18 protein-coding genes and 1 pseudogene are annotated in these 20,881 nt (G+C 55.9%); 8 read left to right on the top strand and 11 right to left on the bottom strand.

Translation table 11 applies throughout. From position 1 onward, the window contains the following. Both F7Q90_RS13305 and acrD read left to right on the top strand, forming a co-directional pair. Positions 1-97: transposase domain-containing protein (locus F7Q90_RS13305; RefSeq protein WP_151160719.1), on the top strand; the 97-nt coding region annotated here is incomplete at its 5' end. Further along, positions 90-3,206 (top strand): multidrug efflux RND transporter permease AcrD, encoded by a 3,117-nt coding sequence (gene acrD / locus F7Q90_RS13300; protein ID WP_044242379.1) that lies wholly within the window; start codon positions 90-92, stop codon positions 3,204-3,206. The genes F7Q90_RS13305 and acrD, both read left to right, overlap by 8 nt. A gap of 127 nt (positions 3,207-3,333) precedes the next feature. Here the strand turns inward: acrD and ypfM are convergent, their stop codons facing one another. Next, positions 3,334-3,396, bottom strand: a complete 63-nt coding sequence (ypfM, locus tag F7Q90_RS27880; RefSeq protein ID WP_139015967.1) for a protein YpfM — start codon at positions 3,394-3,396, stop codon at positions 3,334-3,336. A 386-nt stretch (positions 3,397-3,782) separates the two neighbouring features. Here ypfM and F7Q90_RS13285 point away from each other — a divergent pair, with 386 nt between their 5' ends. Genes F7Q90_RS13285 through F7Q90_RS13275 form a run of 3 tightly spaced genes read left to right on the top strand, consistent with a single transcriptional unit; the run spans position 3,783 to position 5,491 of the window. Then, positions 3,783-4,151: an ArsC family reductase gene (locus tag F7Q90_RS13285; RefSeq protein ID WP_006120416.1), complete on the top strand. Its 369-nt coding sequence runs from the start codon at positions 3,783-3,785 to the stop codon at positions 4,149-4,151. A gap of 1 nt (position 4,152) precedes the next feature. After that, complete coding sequence (gene dapE, locus F7Q90_RS13280) at positions 4,153-5,280, top strand: succinyl-diaminopimelate desuccinylase (protein ID WP_006120418.1); 1,128 nt, start codon at positions 4,153-4,155, stop codon at positions 5,278-5,280. Between the two features lie 22 nt (positions 5,281-5,302). Then, the gene (locus F7Q90_RS13275; RefSeq protein WP_006120420.1) at positions 5,303-5,491 is read left to right on the top strand and encodes a YpfN family protein; all 189 of its coding nucleotides are present in this window, start codon (positions 5,303-5,305) and stop codon (positions 5,489-5,491) included. Between the two features lie 37 nt (positions 5,492-5,528). Here the strand turns inward: F7Q90_RS13275 and ypfH are convergent, their stop codons facing one another. The 6 genes from ypfH to dapA form a co-directional block, all read right to left on the bottom strand. Then, positions 5,529-6,209: an esterase gene (ypfH, locus tag F7Q90_RS13270; RefSeq protein WP_006120422.1), complete on the bottom strand. Its 681-nt coding sequence runs from the start codon at positions 6,207-6,209 to the stop codon at positions 5,529-5,531. 73 nt (positions 6,210-6,282) lie between these two features. Next, positions 6,283-8,250 carry a tRNA(Met) cytidine acetyltransferase TmcA gene (locus tag F7Q90_RS13265; RefSeq protein ID WP_006120424.1) on the bottom strand — a complete coding sequence of 656 codons (1,968 nt, stop codon included), beginning with the start codon at positions 8,248-8,250 and terminating at the stop codon, positions 6,283-6,285. Continuing rightward, complete coding sequence (gene ypfJ / locus F7Q90_RS13260) at positions 8,247-9,110, bottom strand: KPN_02809 family neutral zinc metallopeptidase (RefSeq protein WP_006120429.1); 864 nt, start codon at positions 9,108-9,110, stop codon at positions 8,247-8,249. Before ypfJ ends, F7Q90_RS13265 begins: the two co-directional genes overlap by 4 nt. A gap of 129 nt (positions 9,111-9,239) precedes the next feature. After that, entirely contained in the window at positions 9,240-9,953 is a 714-nt protein-coding gene (gene purC / locus F7Q90_RS13255; RefSeq protein WP_006120431.1) for a phosphoribosylaminoimidazolesuccinocarboxamide synthase, read from the bottom strand. A 143-nt stretch (positions 9,954-10,096) separates the two neighbouring features. Then, positions 10,097-11,128: an outer membrane protein assembly factor BamC gene (gene bamC, locus F7Q90_RS13250; RefSeq protein ID WP_006120433.1), complete on the bottom strand. Its 1,032-nt coding sequence runs from the start codon at positions 11,126-11,128 to the stop codon at positions 10,097-10,099. Positions 11,129-11,142: 14 nt separating this feature from the next. Continuing rightward, positions 11,143-12,021 carry a 4-hydroxy-tetrahydrodipicolinate synthase gene (dapA, locus tag F7Q90_RS13245; protein WP_006120434.1) on the bottom strand — a complete coding sequence of 293 codons (879 nt, stop codon included), beginning with the start codon at positions 12,019-12,021 and terminating at the stop codon, positions 11,143-11,145. A 110-nt stretch (positions 12,022-12,131) separates the two neighbouring features. Here dapA and F7Q90_RS13240 point away from each other — a divergent pair, with 110 nt between their 5' ends. Together F7Q90_RS13240 and bcp are read left to right on the top strand one after the other, a co-directional pair. Next, positions 12,132-12,746 carry a glycine cleavage system transcriptional repressor gene (locus tag F7Q90_RS13240; protein WP_369974380.1) on the top strand — a complete coding sequence of 205 codons (615 nt, stop codon included), beginning with the start codon at positions 12,132-12,134 and terminating at the stop codon, positions 12,744-12,746. 144 nt (positions 12,747-12,890) lie between these two features. After that, on the top strand, positions 12,891-13,358 hold the full coding sequence (gene bcp / locus F7Q90_RS13235) for a thioredoxin-dependent thiol peroxidase (protein WP_006120436.1): 468 nt from the start codon (positions 12,891-12,893) through the stop codon (positions 13,356-13,358). 37 nt (positions 13,359-13,395) lie between these two features. Here bcp and F7Q90_RS13230 read toward each other — a convergent pair whose 3' ends face one another. The 3 genes and pseudogenes from F7Q90_RS13230 to F7Q90_RS13220 all read right to left on the bottom strand — a co-directional run bounded on the left by F7Q90_RS13230 (position 13,396) and on the right by F7Q90_RS13220 (position 18,030). Beyond that, a complete protein-coding gene (locus tag F7Q90_RS13230) occupies positions 13,396-14,466 on the bottom strand; it encodes an AI-2E family transporter (RefSeq protein ID WP_006120437.1) in 1,071 nt (356 codons plus the stop codon). Between the two features lie 197 nt (positions 14,467-14,663). Then, positions 14,664-16,619 carry a glycoside hydrolase family 127 protein gene (locus tag F7Q90_RS13225; protein ID WP_006120438.1) on the bottom strand — a complete coding sequence of 652 codons (1,956 nt, stop codon included), beginning with the start codon at positions 16,617-16,619 and terminating at the stop codon, positions 14,664-14,666. Positions 16,620-16,629: 10 nt separating this feature from the next. Further along, positions 16,630-18,030: pseudogene (locus F7Q90_RS13220) on the bottom strand (MFS transporter). 248 nt (positions 18,031-18,278) lie between these two features. Here F7Q90_RS13220 and F7Q90_RS13210 point away from each other — a divergent pair. Then, positions 18,279-19,100, top strand: coding sequence for a helix-turn-helix domain-containing protein (locus tag F7Q90_RS13210; protein ID WP_006120443.1), 822 nt, complete (start codon positions 18,279-18,281; stop codon positions 19,098-19,100). Between the two features lie 67 nt (positions 19,101-19,167). Here F7Q90_RS13210 and F7Q90_RS13205 read toward each other — a convergent pair whose 3' ends face one another. Continuing rightward, positions 19,168-20,733: a sensor domain-containing diguanylate cyclase gene (locus tag F7Q90_RS13205; protein WP_006120446.1), complete on the bottom strand. Its 1,566-nt coding sequence runs from the start codon at positions 20,731-20,733 to the stop codon at positions 19,168-19,170. Positions 20,734-20,881: the final 148 nt, after the last annotated feature.

Raw genomic sequence — 20,881 nt, 5'->3', positions numbered from 1 at the left:
GACGTGGTTGCGTTACGTCATCGGTCATATACAGGACTGGCCGGTGAACCGGGTCCGCGATCTGCTGCCATGGAAGGTCGAGCTTCCCTCTGCCTGAACGTCAATACGGTCTGAATGCGACGCTTACGGTTTTGGCAATTTTATTGTGTCTTTGCGGCACGCTCGCCATTATTTCGCTTCCCGTTGAGCAATATCCCGACTTAGCGCCGCCCAACGTGCGTATAACCGCGACCTATCCAGGTGCCTCGGCGCAAACGCTGGAAAATACCGTTACCCAGGTTATCGAACAGAATATGACCGGTATCGATAATCTGATGTATATGTCCTCGAACAGCAGCAATACCGGCCAGGCGCAAATCACCCTCACCTTTACTGCCGGCACCAATCCCGACGAAGCCCGTCAGCAGGTCCAGAATCAGTTAAAGGCAGCCCTGCGTCAGTTACCTCAACCGGTGCAGTCACAAGGTGTGACCGTCAATAAAACCGGTGACAGCAATATTTTGATGGTGGCATTTGTCTCCACTGACGGCAGCATGAACAAACAAGATATTGCTGATTATGTCGCCAGTAATATTCAGGATCCCATAAGCCGAATTGATGGTGTCGGTGAAGTGGATGCCTACGGCACCCAATATGCCATGCGCATATGGCTCGATCCCTACAAGCTGACCGCCTATGCCCTGACCACCGATGATGTGGTGAATGCCATCAAATCCCAGAACACTCAGGTGGCCGTCGGCCAGGTGGGCGGTTTGCCGGCAGTCAATAATCAGGCGCTGAACGCCACGGTGAACGCGCAGTCGATGCTGCAAACGCCCGACCAGTTTAAAGCGATTACCCTGAAGAATAATCCCGATGGCTCCGTCGTCACGCTGGGCGATGTCGCAACGGTGGCACTCGGCGCTGAAAAATACGATTCCCTCAGCCGCTACAATGGCCAGGCCGCCTCCGGACTGGGTATCAAACTGGCCTCCGGTGCCAACGAGATGAACACGGATAAGCTGGTGCGGGCACGTCTGGATGAGTTATCACACTATTTTCCGCATGGGCTGGAAGCGAAGATCGCTTATGAAACCACGCCTTTTGTCAAAGCCTCAATCACCGATATGGTCAAAACCCTGCTGGAAGCCATTCTGCTGGTATTTGGCGTAATGTATCTGTTTATGCAGAACTTCCGGGCCACGTTAATCCCTACCATCGCCGTGCCGGTGGTGCTGCTTGGCACTTTCTGTGTGATCTTTGCCTTCGGCTACAGTATCAACACCCTGACCATGTTCGCCATGGTGCTGGCGATAGGCCTGCTGGTGGACGATGCCATTGTGGTCGTCGAAAACGTCGAACGTATCATGAGCGAGGAAGGGATCTCGCCGCGCGCAGCCACCCGAAAATCAATGGGGCAAATTCAGGGCGCGCTGGTGGGGATTGCGCTGGTGCTGTCCGCCGTCTTTATTCCCATGGCCTTTTTTGGCGGCACCGTCGGCGCCATCTACCGCCAGTTTTCGGTGACGATTGTCTCCGCCATGATCCTGTCCGTGCTGGTCGCAATGATCCTGACGCCAGCCCTGTGTGCCACGCTGCTCAAACCCATCGCCAAAGGTGAACACCACGGCGAGCGCGGCTTCTTCCGCTGGTTTAACTATCATTTCAACCGCAATGCCGATCGCTATGAGCGTGGCGTTGCCCGCATTCTGCACACTGGCGGCCGCTGGCTGCTGCTTTATGTGGGGATAATTGGCGTCATGGCGTTTCTGTTTCTTCACCTGCCTTCGTCGTTTTTGCCACAGGAAGATCGCGGCATGATTTTGACGCAGGTCCAGTTGCCGGCCGGTTCCAGCATGGATCAGACCTCGGCGGTGGTGGCCAAAGTGGAAAAATACTACCTGACGAAAGAGAAAGATAACGTGCTGTCGGTCTTCTCAACGATCGGTTCAGGCCCCGGCGGGAATGGACAAAACGTCGCGCGTCTGTTTATCCGTTTGAAAGACTGGGGTGACAGACCAGGTGCCGATCGTACCTCGTTCGCCATCATTAAGCGCGCGGGTAAAGCCTTTAAACACATCAATGAGGCCATGGTCATTGCGAGCAGCCCGCCGGCCATTACCGGGTTGGGTAGCTCATCGGGCTTCGACCTGGAGATACAGGATCATGGCGGCATCGGGCATGACAAGCTCATGGCCATGCGCGACATGCTACTGGACAAAGCCAGCAAAGATACGCTTCTGTCCCGTGTCCGTCATAACGGCCTTGATGACAGCCCACAGTTGCAAATTGATATTGATGAGCGTAAAGCGCAGGCGCTGGGCGTGTCGCTGGATACCATTAACGACACGCTCGCCACCGCCTGGGGCTCAAGCTACGTGAACTACTTTCTGGATCGGGGGCGGGTAAAAAAAGTGTATGTGCAGGCTGATGCGCCCTATCGCATGCTGCCCGATGATATCGACAAATGGTACGTGCGTAACAGCAGTGGCACCATGGTGCCCTTCTCCGCCTTTGCCACCAGCCGCTGGGAAACGGGCTCGCCGCGTCTGGAACGCTATAACGGCTACGCCTCACTGGAGATCGTGGGAGAAGCCGCAGAGGGCGTGAGTAGCGGTACCGCGATGAACGAAATGGAGAAGCTGGTTGAATCCCTGCCGCTCGGTGTGGGCTTCCAGTGGACAGGTGCGTCGTATCAGGAGCGGTTGTCCGGCTCTCAGGCTCCGGCGCTGTACGCCGTTTCGCTACTGGTCGTGTTCCTCTGTCTGGCGGCCCTGTATGAGAGCTGGTCGATTCCGTTCTCTGTGATGCTGGTTGTGCCGCTCGGTGTGGTCGGCGCCCTGATCGCCACCTGGACGCGCGGGCTGGAAAACGACGTCTATTTCCAGGTCGGCCTGCTGACCGTTGTCGGGCTTTCGGCGAAGAACGCCATCCTGATTGTCGAGTTCGCCAACGAGCTTAACAGCAAGGGCGGCGAGCTGATTGAATCCACGCTTGCGGCTTCACGCCAGCGTCTGCGCCCGATCCTGATGACTTCACTGGCCTTTATCTTCGGCGTCCTGCCAATGGCGATCAGTAGCGGCGCAGGATCAGGCAGTCAGCACTCCGTGGGCACCGGCGTGATGGGGGGAATGATTTCCGCCACGCTGTTAGCCATCCTGTTTGTGCCGCTGTTCTTTGTGCTGGTGCGTCGTCGTTTCCCGCTGAAAGAGAAACATCCCGACTAACCTGCCCGCCTGTCTGGCGAATCAGACAGGCAAAAAAAAACGGCCTCTGGAAACAGCGGCCGTTTTATTTCTGTGTGTGGTAAGAACTGCAGCAGAGGGGAAAGTGCCCTGCTTTTCTCGTCACGTGTTACTTGTTACGTAACATCGCTTCGATAAATTCTTTCCAGTTCCCCATTTCGGTGTCAATCATAGAACCCTCTCTTATTGTAGTGGCAATATTACGCCTTTTTTTTCGCCTGGTGAATACGTTTACATCTGTTAGTACTATCGGCAAAGACGCAAAAAAGCTGAGTCTTTTCTGATTTGCTGGCTGACGCACATTTCAGCAAACCCTTAGCATGACAGGTTTCGCGGGGTGCTTAACCAGGACGTAGCCTAAAAATGGCATTTAAGGAAATTCTTAAAGGAGAAGTGATAAACCAGGAAATCATTAGCGCTCAAACTGAAACCGTTTACGTACACCTCAGGGCTGTCTGTTTACGTATTTTATTCGATGCGGAGCGCCGCTGGCGGATGCTGCATAAGATCACACTATGGTAAACTGCTCAGCGCATTTTTACGGGACAGGAGTAGGCGATGAGCGGGCAATGGGTCATGTTTGGCATTAAAAATTGCGACACAATCAAAAAAGCACGGCGTTTTTTAGAGGCGGCCGGCGTGGATTATCGCTTTCATGATTACCGGGCTGACGGCCTGACCGACGAACAGCTCCAGCAGTTTATCGATGCCCTCGGTTATCAGGACCTGCTGAATACGCGCGGTACCACCTGGCGCAAGCTGCCCGAATCCGAGCGTGACAGCATTACGGATGCCGCCAGCGCCAAAGCGTTGATGCTGGCGCAGCCCGCGATCATTAAGCGCCCTGTGCTGCGCACCGCCGATGGCACCTTGCTGCTGGGTTTCAGTGAAACCCTTTACCAGAATCTTCTTCAGGAGAAGTCATAATATGTTTTGTCCGGTCATTGAGCTGACGCAGCAGCTTATTCGTCGTCCCTCTCTCAGCCCCGATGACGCCGGATGCCAGGCGCTGCTGATTGCCCGCCTGCAGGCAATCGGCTTCCACATCGAAACCATGAACATCGACGACACGCTGAACTTCTGGGCTACGCGCGGTGAAGGGGAAACCCTGGCCTTTGCTGGTCATACCGATGTGGTGCCACCGGGTGACGCCAGCCGCTGGATCAATCCGCCATTTGAGCCGACCATTCGCGACGGCATGTTATTTGGTCGTGGTGCTGCCGACATGAAAGGCTCGCTGGCCGCCATGGTGGTTGCCGCAGAACGTTTTGTCGCAGTCAATCCTCACCATAAAGGGCGACTGGCGTTTCTGATTACCTCTGACGAAGAAGCCAGCGGCACCAACGGCACGGTCAAAGTGGTCGAGCGGCTGATGGCGCGTAACGAACGTCTGGATTATTGCCTGGTCGGCGAACCCTCCAGCAGCGAAATCGTGGGCGACGTCGTGAAAAACGGCCGCCGTGGCTCGATTACGGCTAACCTGACGGTACATGGGGTACAGGGCCATGTGGCCTACCCACAGCTGGCCGATAATCCGGTACACCGCGCGATGCCCGCGCTGAATGAACTGGTGGCAACCGAATGGGATCAGGGCAACGCGTTCTTCCCGGCCACCAGTATGCAGATCGCCAATATTCAGGCAGGCACCGGCAGCAATAACGTGATCCCCGGTGAACTGTTCGTGCAGTTCAATTTCCGCTTCAGTACCGAACTCACCGACAGCCTGATCCAGCAACGTGTGGCAGAACTGCTGGATCGCCATCAGTTGCGCTACACCATTGAATGGAAGCTGTCCGGTCAGCCCTTCCTGACGTCACGCGGTAAACTGGTGGATGCCGTAGTCAACGCCGTTACGCACTATAATGAAATTAAGCCGCAGTTGCAGACGTCTGGTGGCACCTCTGATGGGCGTTTTATTGCCCGCATGGGGTCGCAGGTGGTCGAACTGGGGCCTGTGAATGCCACGATTCACAAAATCAACGAGTGCGTGAAAGCATCCGATTTGCAGATGCTGAGCCGGATGTATCAACGCATCATGGAACAATTGATCGCCTGACAGCGAGGAAAGGAGCAGGCCTGTGGAGTTTATTAAAGATTACTGGTGGATCCTGGTGGTCCTGCTGATGGTCGGTGTGCTGATGAATGTGTATAAGGATTTGAAACGCATCGATCACAAAAAGTTTATGGATAACAAGCCCGATCTCCCGCCTCATCGTGATTTCAACGACAAATGGGATGACGACGAAGACTGGCCGAAGAAGAAATAACGCGTTTGCGCCCTCGCGGTCGCGAGGGCGTGCCCGGTTACATTGTCATAATCACATCATCATCGCCGGGTTTAGCCCCGCCCAACGCCTCGTCAAAGTAGCGTTTCGGCACCGTGTACTGCAGATGATGCAGGGCAAAATTCATGCTGCGGTGGTCGATGGCGTGGGCCAGATCATCCACAACATTCAGCGTGACGTCACCGCCGAGTGCGGTTAAACGCTGTTCGGCCTGATGAGCATGTGCCAGTGGCACGCGGTCATCATAATCGCCATGAATCAGATGCACCGTCGTGCGGGTGCTGGCGCTCTCCGGCAGGGTAATAAAACGTCCGCTGAACACCACTGCGCGTCCCGCCAGATCGTTGTGCGCTTTGATGCCCTCCAGCACCATGCTTCCGCCCTGTGAAAACCCGACCAGCGCCGTGGCTTCCGGACTTATGCCGCTCTGCTGCTGCCAGTGACGAACGGACTCAACAAACTGCGGCATACTGGCGTTAACGCACTGCTGCTCGCTTTTATCATGAAGTCCGGCCTCACTAAACCATTGACCGCCAGGCCCTGGCGATCCCACCGACACGACCAGCGCCGCAGGGAAGGTTTTCGCAAACCAGCTGCCAATTTCCCCCATGGCGTCAGGGTTATCACCCACGGCATGGTAAAGCAAAAACAGCTGGGCAACTTTTGGGGGTTGCTGAACAATTACATATCTCAGTGTCATATCGACCTCCTGCTACTACTCTACGCGCCCTGGCGCAGGATCATATTGGGAATATTTGAACGAGTTGGTGGATTTATTGCAATTGCTGACGAAACCCTTCGCCATCAATGCTTTGCAACGCCAGAAGTGCTTCTGCGGCTTCCGCGCGCAGTGCGGTGATTAACGCCTTGCGTCCGTTTAGCTGCGCGGTCTGCGCCAGCCGGGACAGATTGGTGTCGGCCCTGACGGCCTGCCTGAGAAGGCGTAACGGAGCCTGGCTGACAATGACCAGACGCTGGAGCACCGCCAGACTTGCTTCAAACGGGCGTTGTGCCCAGGCGAACCCGGCTGCGAGCCGGGCATCAAACGGGGTAAACGCGCAGTCATCGGCTGCGGACAAGGGCAATGCCAGTGGTATATGTGCGCTGAGAAATGACCAGTCCCGCGCCAGCTGCTGCGCCGCTTTCTGCTGCAACTGCCTGCCGGACGACGTCAGTCCCAGCAGCGCCATCGCGGCATAGCAACCACTGCTGGCCTCGCGCTGGCTGCCAATGCGCGCTAACGTAAAGCCACAGGCGCGCCAAAACGCCCATAACGCTTCAGTGTAGCCGAAACTCACCGAGATATAGTCGTATCCGGTCGCCGCCGCGCAGGCCGCCGTGACCAGTTGCCTGCCGGTTCCCTGACGGCGTCCGCGGGGTGCCACGGCAATCCGGCTGATACGTAAAGCCCGCAGCGTGGCGGCGTCGGTGAAACCGGCATGGGCCGCCAGTGACTGCGCCACCAGATTGCCGCGCGGCCGTCTGTGGCCCGCCCATACTGCCTGAGCTAACGCCTCGCTCAGTCCGCCCTCTTCCACCAGCCAGAGCGCGCCCTGCAATGCCGGGACAGTGCCCGCCAGCCACAGGTGCATACCTGGCGCATCCAGCAGGCGGCGTAAATCCAGCGGCGAGGTGCGATAATGAGCGCTGGTAAGCAGCTGATAAGCCGCCCGTAAGGCGGGCATATCCGTGCGTTCCGCCCGACGCGGACCACCCACTCTCGCAGGGGGCATATCGGGCGTTTCTTCAAACAGTAGCGCCTGATTCAGCCAGTTTTCCAGCGGATCGTTGCGCGCCCAGCGCAGCGGTTCATCCAGCGTAAAATGGCGCACCTGCTCCAGCTCCGCACAAAACTTCAGCATGAAGCCACGTCCGCTGCCTTCATAACCCTGAATGGTCGTTACCAGCAACACGCGACGAAAACGCGCTACCAGCGCATGCAGCAGCGGTGCGGGAATCGCCGCCACCTCATCGACAATAAGCCAGTCAACGTCTGGCACGGTTTCCAGAGCCAGAATGGCATCGGGCGCCATAAAGCGGTAGTGCTCACCCGCGAAGGCAGACAGGACGCCCGTGGCCACTTTTGCCGGGGCGGTAATAAGGCAACGTGTGTTCTGGCGGGCGAGCATCCCGGCCAGAGCCGATTTCCCTCTGCCGCGTGCAGCGGTCAGGACCGCCACGCCTGCAGAAAGGCCGTTCAACTGGCATAGGATTGTCTGCTGCTGGACGGTTGCCTGACTGTGCCATTCCGGTAAGGCTGGCCAGTCGGGCACGTTAAGTGGCGACGGCTGCCGCAGTAAGAGTCCCTGCGCATCCTGTTCGATCAGGCGTTGCAGATGGCGGATAAAGTGAGGTGTGGCAATGGGTTCGCTGACGTCGGCCCAACGCAGGCTGTCCGCGTCGGGTTGCTGTGGCCACTGTCGCCACGGCGGCACTAACAGCAGCAGCCAGCTGCCAGCCGTCAGCGTGCCCGCCAGCGCGGCGAATGCCTCGGCATGAAAGCCCGATCGGGCATCGAAGACGGCATGATGAAACTCACGCCCCAGTAAGGTACGGAACGCCGCTGGCACACAATGCGGGCCGGGGCCGAGAGGGACGTCACTCAGGCACAGCCAGTCGCCCGCCAGTGCGTCGAACCAGCGCGCAGCCATCGTCAGGCTGTAGTCAGCATCACCACTGATAACGGCTACGCGCCGTATGCCCGCCGACGCCATCGCGCGGCTGGCGGCCGCCAGCGTCATCCTTTACCGGCGAAGGTATCGCACTGGCCAGGATTGCCGGTGTCAAAGCCACGCTTAAACCAGGTATAGCGCTGTTGCGATGTACCATGGGTAAAGCTGTCGGGCACCACGCGCCCCTGACTTTTCTGCTGCAGGCGATCGTCGCCAATAGCTTCGGCGGCATTCAGGGCTTCCTGCAAATCGCCCACCTCAAGGATCTTCTCCTGTTCCATATAGTGGCCCCAGACGCCGGCAAAGCAGTCGGCCTGAAGTTCCATTTTAACGGACAGCTGATTGATCTGGCTTTGACTGGCGCCCTGCTGCATCTGGCGTACACGGGGCTCAATGCCCAGCAGCTTCTGCACATGGTGGCCGACTTCGTGTGCAATCACATAACCCTGCGCAAAATCACCGCCTGCGCCCAGTTTGTGTTTCATTTCGTCATAGAACGAAAGATCGATGTAGACGGTCTGGTCTGCCGGGCAATAAAACGGTCCCATAACCGACTGCCCGGTCCCGCAGCCGGTGCGCGTGGCACCGCGATACATTACCAGTTTGGGTGGCGTGTACTGCTTATGCATTTGTCTGAACAGCTTGTCCCAGGTATCTTCGGTCGTCGCCAGAATGACCGAGGTAAATTTGGCCGCTTCATCCTGATGGGGATCGGCGCTGCGCTGTTGCTGTTGGCTACCCGGCGTCGCCTCGCCGCCCGTCAGCAACGGCGTCAGGTCATAACCGTAATAACCCGCGACGGCGACCAGAATCAGCATGATAATGCCCGCTTTACCGCGTGGCAGAGGAATGCGTCCTCCTCCCATGCCCGATGACTGATTACGGCGGTCTTCAACATTGTCGCTTTCGCGACGTCCTTGCCAGCGCATGTTTTGCTCCCTGTGGCCTGTTATGCAGATGGCATGATTTTAGTTGTGTGAGGCCGCAATCACCAGCTTTCCACCAAAATGAAAAAGGAGAGCCCGCGCTCTCCTTTTGTCGACAGACGAAGGGCAGACTCAGTCCAGCTTCACGCCCAGGCGACGGGCCACCGCTTCGTAAGCTTCAATCAGGCCACCCAGGCTCTGACGGAAGCGGTCTTTGTCCATTTTATCCAGCGTTTCTTTGTCCCACAGGCGCGCACCGTCCGGGGTGAATTCATCACCCAGCACGACCTCGCCTTTAAACAGGCCAAACTCCAGCTTGAAGTCCACCAGGATCAGCCCGGCATCATCAAACAGTTTGCTCAGTACGTCGTTCGCCTTGTACGTCAGCTCTCGCATCCGCGCCAGGTTTTCTTTACTGACCCAGCCAAAGGTTTCGCAGTAGGATTCGTTGACCATCGGGTCATGCTTCTCGTCATCCTTCAGGAACAGGTCGAACAGCGGGGGATTCAGTACCATGCCCTCTTCAACGCCCAGGCGCTTAACCAGCGAACCCGCTGCGCGGTTACGAACGACGCATTCTACCGGTACCATCTCAAGCTTTTTCACCAGCGCTTCGTTATCCGACAGCAGGGCTTCCATCTGCGTCGGAATGCCCGCTTCCTGCAGCTTCGTCATGATGAAATGGTTGAACTTATTATTGACCATGCCTTTGCGATCAAACTGCTCGATGCGGGCACCATCGCCTGCTGATGTATCGTTGCGGAACTCAAGTATCAGCAGATCCGGGTTATCGGTGCTGTATACGGTTTTCGCTTTACCGCGATACAACTCAGCTCGCTTTTGCATCTTATTAACTCCAAACATGAAAGATCCGGTTCTGAGGCAACATATTCAGGTCGATTGCCGTGACGCAATCGATTACCTCGACGTGCGCTATTATGCCAAAAAACAAAATAAAAAGGCCGGAGAATCTCCGGCCTGGGGTAATTTTATTTGTTCATTGCGGCCTGGAACACCGACACCAGCGCATCATTTTGCGCCTGCGTCAGCACATGGCCTTTAGGATCAATGAATTGCAGACTGGTTCGGTTATCGAGATCGCCAACCTGAACCTTGTAATCGCCGTTTGGCAGTTCAGGATCTTTGGCGCCAAGGCTGTCCCAGGTGCTGCTGCCCGGCGCTTTGTAGGTCACTTTCATGCTGCCGGTTGAACGGGTCGTGTCCGTGACGTCCATGCCGACGCGTTTCATTGCCGCAGGCAGGCGCTGCCAGGCGACGTTGAACGGCGTACGTAATACCAGCATAGGCAGGCCGGTATCATCCGCTGCACTCTGCACATCAATCGCACCGTTCACGCGGCCCGCTGCGGCGTTTTCATTCGCCGTGGCAACCTTGTCCATGCCCGCCGCAATCTCATTCAGCATCTGCGCGGTATAGCGTTGGATCTGCTCTGGCGAGGTGATGTTAGTGCCTTCCTGCTGCAGTTCCAGCAGACGCACGGTCAGCACCTGCTGATAGCTCTGTGATTTCACACTGATCTGGTAACGCCCGCGATATTGCTTGTCTTCATCTGCGCGGTTCCACTGCACCCAGTCGGTGGTCAGCTGCTGTCCGGCGTCATTGCGCGACGCAATCGGGAAGTTTTTCGCCTGCACAACGCCCACAACCTGCGACCAAATTGATCCACGGTTGTTGTCGAAAATCAGTGCGCCGGTGTTATTGCTGAACTGCGCGCGTGAGCCGTTCATCAAGGCCAGCGGCTGCGCCGGTGGACGGATATCCAGCTGCTTGCCAACCGGTGTCTGACTGGTTGACGGTGGGATATCGTATTCGCCGTTCTGAACAGGCAGAATCATGCCCGGCGGCGCTTTTAACTCACGCAGCCCGCTGGCCTGCAGGTAAGATTCATCACCGCTGACCTGGCGCTTATAACGCTGATCGTTCGAACAGGCCGACAACAGCATCAGGGTGGAAAGCCCAACCACCGTTGCAATCGTTGACCGCTTTACTGAGTAATTCATTCACACTCCCTAAATTATCGCAAACCCGCTTTCACCAGCGCCTGCTCCACTTTTGGCTGTGCAACCGCCGTCAGTGGCGTCATTGGCAGACGCAGCGTGTCATTAGCGATTAATCCTAGCTGTTTTGCCGCCCATTTAACCGGGATTGGATTAGGTTCACAGAAAAGCGTCTGATGCAGGTGCATCAGACGCTGATTCAGACGGCGAGCTTCAACGAAATTGCCCTGCTGTGCCAGTTTGCACAGTTCGGCCATTTCGCGTGCTGCTACGTTTGCCGTCACCGAAATGACGCCGTTACCGCCCAGTTGCATAAAGTCCAGTGCGCTGGCGTCGTCGCCACTCACCAGGATGAACGCATCATCAACCAGCTCTTGGATCTGGCTGACACGTGATAAGTTCCCGGTTGCCTCTTTGATTCCGATAATATTTTTGATTTCAGCGAGGCGGGCAACGGTTTCCGGCAACATATCACAACCGGTACGGGAAGGGACGTTATACAGCATCTGCGGCAGGCTGGTACTCTCGGCAATCGCTTTAAAGTGCTGGTATAAGCCTTCCTGGGTAGGACGATTATAGTAAGGTGTGACCGTCAGGCAGCCAATGACGCCTGAATTTTCAAATCGTTTGGTCAGCGAGATGCCTTCCGCTGTCGCATTGGCGCCGGTGCCGGCAATCACGGGAATACGCCCATCCGCCAGATCCAGGGTTTGCAGCACCACATCACCATGTTCTTCATGGCTCAGGGTGGCTGATTCGCCGGTGGTGCCGACGGAAACGATCGCCGCAGTACCGCTGGCGACATGGTAATCAATCAGTTTTTTCAAACTCGCACGGCAGACATTACCTTTGTCATCCATCGGCGTAACGAGTGCAACAATACTTCCCGTAAACATTGGCGATCCCCTCGACAAACAAGTGCTTCATGGTACGGTTTACACTTAGGGAAAAGCAAGCAAGCTCCGCTATTCCCGCGCTTGTCAGCAGTTTTTTTTATGTTTACCTTATGGTTATTAGCAAATGCACAGGGAATCCTATTTTGTCGCAATCTCAACCCCATCACTTGGTGATCACCGCTCTGGGTGTTGACCGTCCGGGTATCGTTAATACGATTACTCGCCACGTCAGCAGTTGCGGTTGCAACATCGAAGACAGTCGCCTTGCCATGCTTGGGGATGAATTCACGTTCATTATGCTGCTGTCCGGCAGCTGGAACGCGATCACGCTGATTGAGTCCACGCTCCCGCTCAAAGGCGCAGAGCTGGAACTGCTGATCGTGATGAAGCGTACGCACGCTACCGCACGCCCTCCGATGCCCGACACGGCCTTTATCCAGGTCGAGGTAGCTGACTCACCGCATATCATTGAGCGCTTTACGGATCTCACCGATAAGCACCAGATGAACATTGCGGAACTGGTTTCACGTATTCAGCCTGCTCAACACGGCAAACCCGCCACACTCTATATTCAGATGACGGCACACAGCCCGACGCGCAGCGACGGCCCGGCATTTGAACTGGCGTTTAATGCGTTATGTCAGGAACTGAATGCACAGGGTTCGTTACGGCTTTACAGTCTGAGCGATGCGGACACCCACGAACTGGTTGTACCCGGCAGGTAAAGACGAGCGCCTCGCAGACTGTTCTGCTACGTTAAAAGTACGGTCAGGTGAGGAAACCGTCTGAAATTGATAATTTTCCATTTGGCTGTTTCTCGCCTCATGGTGTATTAACCACAGCATGAACCGAAAAAATGGAGAGATGTGATGAATCCACTGAAAGCCGGTGATACCGCACCGAAATTTAGCTTGCCCGATCAGGATGGCGAACAAGTGAATTTAGCCGACTTCCAGGGTCAGCGCGTTCTGGTCTACTTTTACCCTAAAGCCATGACGCCAGGCTGTACTGTTCAGGCATGTGGTCTGCGTGACAACATGGATGAGCTAAAAAAGGCGGGCGTTGAAGTCCTGGGAATCAGTACGGATAAACCGGAAAAGCTGTCACGTTTTGCAGAAAAAGAGCTGCTTAACTTCACGCTGCTGTCGGACGAAGATCACCAGGTATGCCAGCAGTTTGGCGTCTGGGGTGAAAAAACCTTTATGGGTAAAACCTACGACGGCATCCACCGCATCAGTTTCCTGGTCGATGCCAACGGCAAGATTGAAAAAGTGTTCGACGATTTCAAAACGTCCAATCACCACGACATCGTGATGGACTATCTTAAGTCTGCATGAGCCTCTCAGGGCGCGGTGAAAACCGCGCCCTGATTGTTTACCGACTCAGCGTTTCGTCAAGCGTGGCATCCGGCCAGGCGTGCACCACCGCCTTCACCAGCGTGGCGAGCGGAATCGCAAAAAATACGCCCCAGAAGCCCCATAACCCACCAAAGATCACCACGGATAATATAATCACCAGCGGATGCAAATTAACCGCTTCGGAGAACAACACCGGAACTAACACATTGCCGTCCAACGCCTGGATGACCAGGTAGACGGTCAGCAATGTCCAGAATTCCGTGCCCAGCCCCCACTGAAACAGGGCGACGCCAATGACCGGTATCGTTACCAGCATGGCCCCAATATAGGGAATCAGGACCGATATGCCCACCAGCACCGCCAGCAGCAGAGAGTAGTTGAGACCGAGATACAGAAACGCCAGCCAGCTGGCGATGCCGACGACGATCATCTCCAGCACCTTGCCACGAATATAGTTGGTGATTTGCTGATTCATTTCCTGCCACACCTCGGCGGCCAGACCACGGTTTCGCGGCAGAACACGTCGCACGGCGTTCAGCATCTGGTCTTTGTCTTTCAGCAGAAAGAACACCATCAGGGGCACCAGCACCAGATAAATCATCAGCGTCATCAACCCGACCAGCGAGGCCAGTGAGTATTTCACCAGTGAGTCACCCACGCCGCTCAGACGACCACGCAGGTTCTCGACAATCACATCAATAATGCCGGCATCGACCAGCGCCGGGAAACGTCGGGGCAAACCGGCCGCGTAGAGATAGAGCTTGTTGAGCATGTTAGGCAGATCCCGCGTCAGGTTAATGCCCTGCTGCCACGCCACAGGCGCGACGATCAGCACTAACACCAGCAGGATGCCGGCAAACAGCACCAACACAATGCTGGTGGCCCAGCTGCGCGTGCAGCCAATACGTTGCAGGCGCACGGTTGGCCACTCAAGCAGATAAGCAAGAACCACGGCCACCAGCAACGGTGCCAGCAGGCCACTCAGGAAGAACAGAATGCAAAATCCCGCCAGCAGAATCACCAGCAGGCCAATCGCCTGTGGGTCGCTAAAACGGCGTTTGTACCATTGAATCAATAAAGCCAGCATGCCGTTGGGTCCATGACGTCATAAGGGGCCACGATTGTACCGGATATTTGGGGGCTGAAAAGGCGCGAAAACCGCGCTGACGAAAAATCCTCGCCGCTGGCGGCAGACCGTTGTACACCGCAGACGCTACAAATCAGATCGCGCCTGCGGCAATTCAGACCGGGCACCGGGCCCGGCTGCTGGCAGAGATGACGCCGTTATGCCTCATTCACCCAGATACGCATCTCCCCTTCTCCGCGATTGGCCCAACAGAACCAGGGAATAAAGGTTAAGGTCTGGGGTTGCGCCAGCGCAGGTGCCTGATCGTAATGCCACAGCAGCTGTTGCTCAGGTTCACCCGCCGCTTTTCTGATCCCTTCCGCCTGAATCAGCACCTTGTGCGCAAAAACCCCCTTACCTTCAAAGGTACGGAATGTCGCCGACGCAGGCAGCCACAGATTATGTAACTGCTCGCCGTTATCCGCCTGTTCCAGGCAATAGATCAAGGGCCCGCGCTGAACGGCCACTTTGCCCGCCACATGGCGCACCAGCGGATTGCCGTAAACCCGGCGCACCGGCATGGGCAGGGTTAACGTTACCGTATCGCCTTCCTGCCAGTGACGGTTCAGATACAGGTAACCTTTGCGCGCCGCCTCATTCACTTCCGTCCCGTTACAGGTAATCTGCGGCGACGCACACCAGTCGGGCAGGCGCAAGGCCAGCGCATGGTTCACAGGCTGGGTGGAATCGATGGTGATCGTGACGGTTTCCTGCCAGGGCAGATTACCGCTGATCCGCAGGCCCAACGTTTGATTGCCAACCGGGATCTCGACCCGGTTACCAATATAGAGATTGATAAACAGCGCATCCTCGCGCGGCGTATAAATATAGTGGCCGAGAGAGGTCAGCAAACGGGCGATATTGGGTGGGCAGCAGGCACAGCCGAACCAGCGCTGACGAACCGGTTTCACATGATCGTAAATATGATTAAAAGGCAGGCTTTTCGGATGGACTTCCAGCGGATTGACGTAAAAGAAATGTTTTCCGTCCAGCGCCATACCACCCAGTACTGTGTTATACAGGGCGCGCTCCATGACATCGGCGTACTGGCTGTCCGCTTCCATTTCCAGCATGCGACGGGCAAACATCATCAGCCCAATCGAGGCACAGCTTTCAGCATAAACCGTATCGTTCGGTAAGTCGTAATCGCTACTGAACGCTTCACCGCTGCTCTGCGAACCGATGCCGCCGGTAATATAGAGCTGTCGCTGCGCCATGTTGTGCCACAGACGCAGACAGTCCTGTCGTTTCGATTCATCCTGGCTCAGCCGTGCGAGGTGCGCGACACCGGTCATCAGATAGACAAAGCGCACGGCGTGCCCCACCGCCTGCTGCTGTTCCGCAAGAGGTTGGTGCGCCTGGCTGTAAGCCTTGTCCTTGATCATCCACGCGGGCCCATAGGTGTGCCAGTACGACGTCTGACCACGCTTCTGGTACTCATCATCATAGAAGTGCGGCTGCGTTCCCCGCTGCGTGACAAAATAGTCGGTCAGCGCCATGTAGCGCGGCTCCTGGGTCACGTCATACAGCCGCATCAGCGCCAGTTCGATCTCCGGGTGACCAGGATAACCGTGCAGCTGCTGCTCGCCGGGGCCAAACACGCTGTCGATGTGATCGGCGAGTTTGCACACCACCGCCAGCAGTCGTCGTTTGCCGGTGGCCTGAAAAAACGCTACGCCCGCCTCAATCATATGTCCGGCGCAGTAGAGCTCATGACACTCGGCCAGATTCGTCCAGCGATCCTGCGGGGCTTTTACCGTAAAGTAGGTGTTGAGATAGCCATCCTCACATTGCGCCGCCGCGACCAGCTCTATGACCTCATCGGCGGTCTTCTCCAGCTCAGCATCCGGCTTCTGGCACAGTGACCAGGCCACGGCTTCCAGCCACTTTGCCACGTCGCTGTCCTGGAACACCATCCCATAGAATTCGCCCGTCTGCTGGCCCGCCGCAATGCGGAAATTAGCTATGGCATGGCTCGGTTCGGCGTCGTCAATACGATCGTTAAGCGCGGCCCATTGATAAGGGATCACCACGTCCCGCACCAGATGCTGATACTGACCAAGAAACGGATCGTGAATCTGGAGCTTATGCAGATCGACTTCATTTACAGACATCATGCTCTCCTTAAGACTGTACATGGCGAATACGCAGGTCATGCGAAATCTGCGTCATCATCGGGTTAGTCAGCTTGCAGGCACGGACGGCAAAGGCCAGCAGCAGGTGAAAGAGGGCCGGTAACAGCGTTTCCATGGCGGTAATCGCATGCAGCGAAGCCGGGGTTTGATTGCCTGTGCCCGGTTTATAGGCCACCGCAATAAACAGCAGGCTGATGATGACGGCACTGGATGCCCATGCCAGCTTGATAAAGAACAGGTTAAAGGCGAAATTCATGCCCGATGACCGGACGCCGTTTTTCCACTCGCCATAGTCATCGGCAAAGGCCATCAGGGCGAAGTGCAGCGGCAGGGTAAACCCAAGAATGACACCATTACTCAGAATGACCACCAGCCAGAGACTCTGCCACGCCGGCCCAACCGGCAGAAACCACATGCAAAGCGCCACCGCCGCCAGCACGATATTGGTCCAGAAGTAAAGCCGGACGGTATCGATGCGTCTGGAAAGCGGATTCACGATGAACGAGCCCAAAATAGAGGCTAAGGTCACCATGGTAAAAAACAGGGAGGTATAGGCCGTGCTACCCTGAAGGACATAGGTAATGAAGTACATGTAGCCGCCGCCGCGGATGTTGAAGACGTTAATCAGCAAAAAGGACATCAGCAGCATCAGTAACAACTGATCGTTTTTGCGTAACCCGGCCAGATGTTCCCGCAGGGTGAACTTGCCCAACGTATCCAGCGGTACGCGCTCCCGCACCCAAAAGAAACAGCACAGAAACATCACCACCGCCAGTCCTCACAGGATCCCGACCCCTGCGCGATAGCCGAGCACCGCGTTTCCTTTTCCCAGTTCAGCGACCAGCCACGGCAGCCCTACTGAGACCAGAAAGCCAGCCACACCACACAATACAAAGCGCCAGGACTGACAGGACAACACTTCCGAGTGGCGCGTCGTCATGGTGTTAATCAGCGCGCAATAGGGCACATTGATGGCGGTATAGCTTAGTGAGAGCAGCAGATAGGTCGCAAAGGCCCAGACCAGTTTCATGTCCATGCTAAGCGCGGGCGCGGTGAAAGTCAGCGTGCCAATAATCCCGACAGGCAGGGCTATCCACAGTTGCCAGGGACGAAAGCGGCCCCATCGGCTGTGCGTGCGGTCCGCTATCACGCCCATCACCGGATCTGATATCGCATCAAAAATGCGCAGCACCATAAACAGCGTACCGACCAGCGCTGGCGTTAAGCCAAACACATCGGTATAGAAAAAGGTTAGAAAATTCGTTATCAGGCAGGTAATGACGGTGCCACCGGCGTCACCCAGTCCGTAGCCGATTTTTTCACGCAGGGACAGTATCTGCTGTGTGTTCGACTGCGCCAGTGTGTTCTGTTCAAGTGTCGTAGACGTCATAAAGTCTTCCTCATGCAGGACAGAGAGGGTTGCCCGCTTTATAACGGGCTTATCGGTGTTTTGGCGCCTTACCCGATGTATTCTGTCAGGAATCGGCTAACCCACAAGAGAACGAAAAAGTATAAAAAAGGGAGGATTCCGACCTGAGCGTTAAACTGTGAGCTTGATCAGACAAGGCGGCTATTTTTATTTAATAATCAGGGAGAAGAGTCTAAAAAACGCTATCAGCAGCGGGAAAAGGCATCATGATGTTCGACTTAACCATCGCGTTTCCGGTTCGGGTGCAAAACGGCGGTCTGTTTATTTCGCGCGGGACAGGGTCACATCCGGCGCGCAGACTGACCTCCTGGGAAATTATTTTCATTGAGCGTGGGCAACTCACTATCCGTGAGGACGACGTGCTGTTTCGCGTGACGGCGGGAGAAAGTTTACTGCTCAGGCCCGGGCACTGGCATGTGGGAGAAGGCGTATTTCCGCCTGATCTGAAATTTTACTGGCTGCATTTCGACTGGTTGAAACATCCTGTACCGCAGACAACGTTACACCAGAGCCTGCTGCACCTTCCTCAACATACGCGCGTAGGCGATCCGGCTTATGTCATTGCCCTGTTCCGGCAGTTTCTCAGTGAACAGCAGAATATTCACCGTAGCGTGGCGCTGGAGTGTATTTTACTGCTTATCCTGCAGCAGCTTACCGTCCCGGCCATGCAAGAGAACACCGTTGACAGCCCCGGTGCCGATCTGGCTTGGAAGGCGAATCAGCTGATTCGCACGCAGTATCATTTGCCCCTTTCCACCTCGGGTCTGGCGAAAACGCTGCACTGTAATGCAGATTACCTTGGGCGGGTTTACCGGCGCGTTTTCCGCTTAACGCTGACGGAAGCCATTCACCGCCAGCGTATCGTCATGGCAGAAAAATTGCTGACCGGGGATTCCCTCTCGTTAACCGATGTGGCGCGTCAGTGTGGCTTTAATGATGTCGGATACTTTCGCCAGATTTTTCGCAAGCTAACGGGCTTAACGCCCGCCAGCTGGAAGCGACGCTACTGCCGGGAACATATCAATTCCTGAGCGCAGCCCTGCTGCATCGGGCATCGTTTCTGCCTTCAGACGATGAAAAGGGTGCGCCGCTTTCGCGCTATTTCGCGACTACAGTGCAGTTACGTCCTGCGTTTTTGGCCTGATAGAGCGCATCGTCGGCACGCTTCAGACTGGTTTCCAGCGGCACGCGGCGTGCACTCCATTCGGCCACGCCAATTGAGAGCATGATATTGCCGACATTTTCCACCGCCTCGCCTGCGAAGCTCAGACGTATGCGCTCAGCGATGGCCTCGGCGTCGGCCAGACTGGTATCCGGTAACAGCATCAGGAACTCTTCCCCGCCGTTACGGCTGACAATATCCTGCTTTCTGGCGCTTTGCTGGAGCGTTCTGGCCACCTGCTGGATCACCCGGTCGCCGACGTCATGGCCCCAGTTATCGTTAACGTTTTTGAAATGATCGATATCCAGTGCCAGCACGGCAAAAGGCTGTTGCAGCGTCTGGAAATAATCGAGCACGGCATTCAGGCCACGTCGGTTGAGGAGCTGAGTCAGCGGATCGGTTTGTGCCTCAGAACTCAGACGGCCAATCTTATCCTGCACCAGCCCGATACCGGTCAGCAGGGCACGTTTCACCTGCGCCGCCTCAAAATACCAAGCATGAATGCCGCCGATATCGTTGGTGGCGCTCTGACCATCAATCTTGCTGGCTTTGCGGGCCAGTTGCCAGAGCGGCATAGCGATCATCCGGGCCAAAATCACCGCCACCAGCAAGGTCAGAAGCGCGAAGGGAACCGAGTGTTTCAGGACTTTAAGTATCAGACCCGACAGCGGTTGCAACGTCGCGTCTACCGGTTTTAGCGCCACGACCATCCAGCCCGTGGTCGGAACGATGGCATAGCCCGCCAGCCGGGTGGGTTTGTCGGTTTCCGTTAACACCAGTGAACCGTTGTCTTTTTCCTGCCGTTCGCGGTCGCTCAACAGCGGCGGTATGGTTTTGCCAACCAGTTGCCGGTTCTGGTGATAGAGCACCTGATTATTGCTGTCGAGCACAAAGACGCTGGTGCCGTCCCGGTAAAACTGTTCACCCAGCAGGGCATTCAGAATGCTTTTCTTTTTCAGGTAAATGGTGCCGCCGACATAACCGAGATAGCGTCCCTGACTGTTCCAGATGGGCCATGAAACAAAGATAAGCAGGTTATTGGCGGCGGAAACCGTGGGCTTGCTGATCATGGGCTGCCGGGTTTGCAGCGCTTCACGTGACGCATCACTGGTCAGATGCATGCCGGTCAGGGTCAGCGACTCCGGCGAGATGGCCCGCACCGTACCGTTTTCATCCACGACGGCCACCGAGTTAAAACTGTCCGTCTGCTCGCGCAGGCGATTCACTTCCGTTTTTAACAGTTCTTCGTTATCGAAATCCTTTCCCAGTACATTGGCACTAAAGTGCAACTGTGACTGCGCCAGACGAAAAAAAACCTCACTGGTCGAGGCCAGCTTAGCCGCGTAGGCGCGGTTGGCTTCCAGCGTACTGTCGATCAGCACCATGCGCTGCACGCGCCATGTGGCATATAAATTATTGGCCAGGGTGATAACGATGCTGATGATGACCAGCAGCGCAATAAGCGTGTGTAAGTCAGCTCTTGGACGGAAATTCATTAACATGGCGTTGACGCCACAGTGCGAAAATTCATTGTGCTGTGCCTGGCTCTGTTGTTTTTATCATATCGCGGTTCTACAGCCTGTAAGGCTACACGCTGTAGGACATTTTGAGCAGGCTTAAGCACAGTACAGTTCAAAAAATCGCCCTGAC

The sequence above is a fragment of the Pantoea stewartii subsp. stewartii genome (assembly GCF_008801695.1).
Taxonomy (GTDB): domain Bacteria; phylum Pseudomonadota; class Gammaproteobacteria; order Enterobacterales; family Enterobacteriaceae; genus Pantoea; species Pantoea stewartii.
The sequence above is the reverse complement of the archived record's forward strand: the minus strand, read 5'-3'. Positions and strand labels throughout refer to the sequence as shown.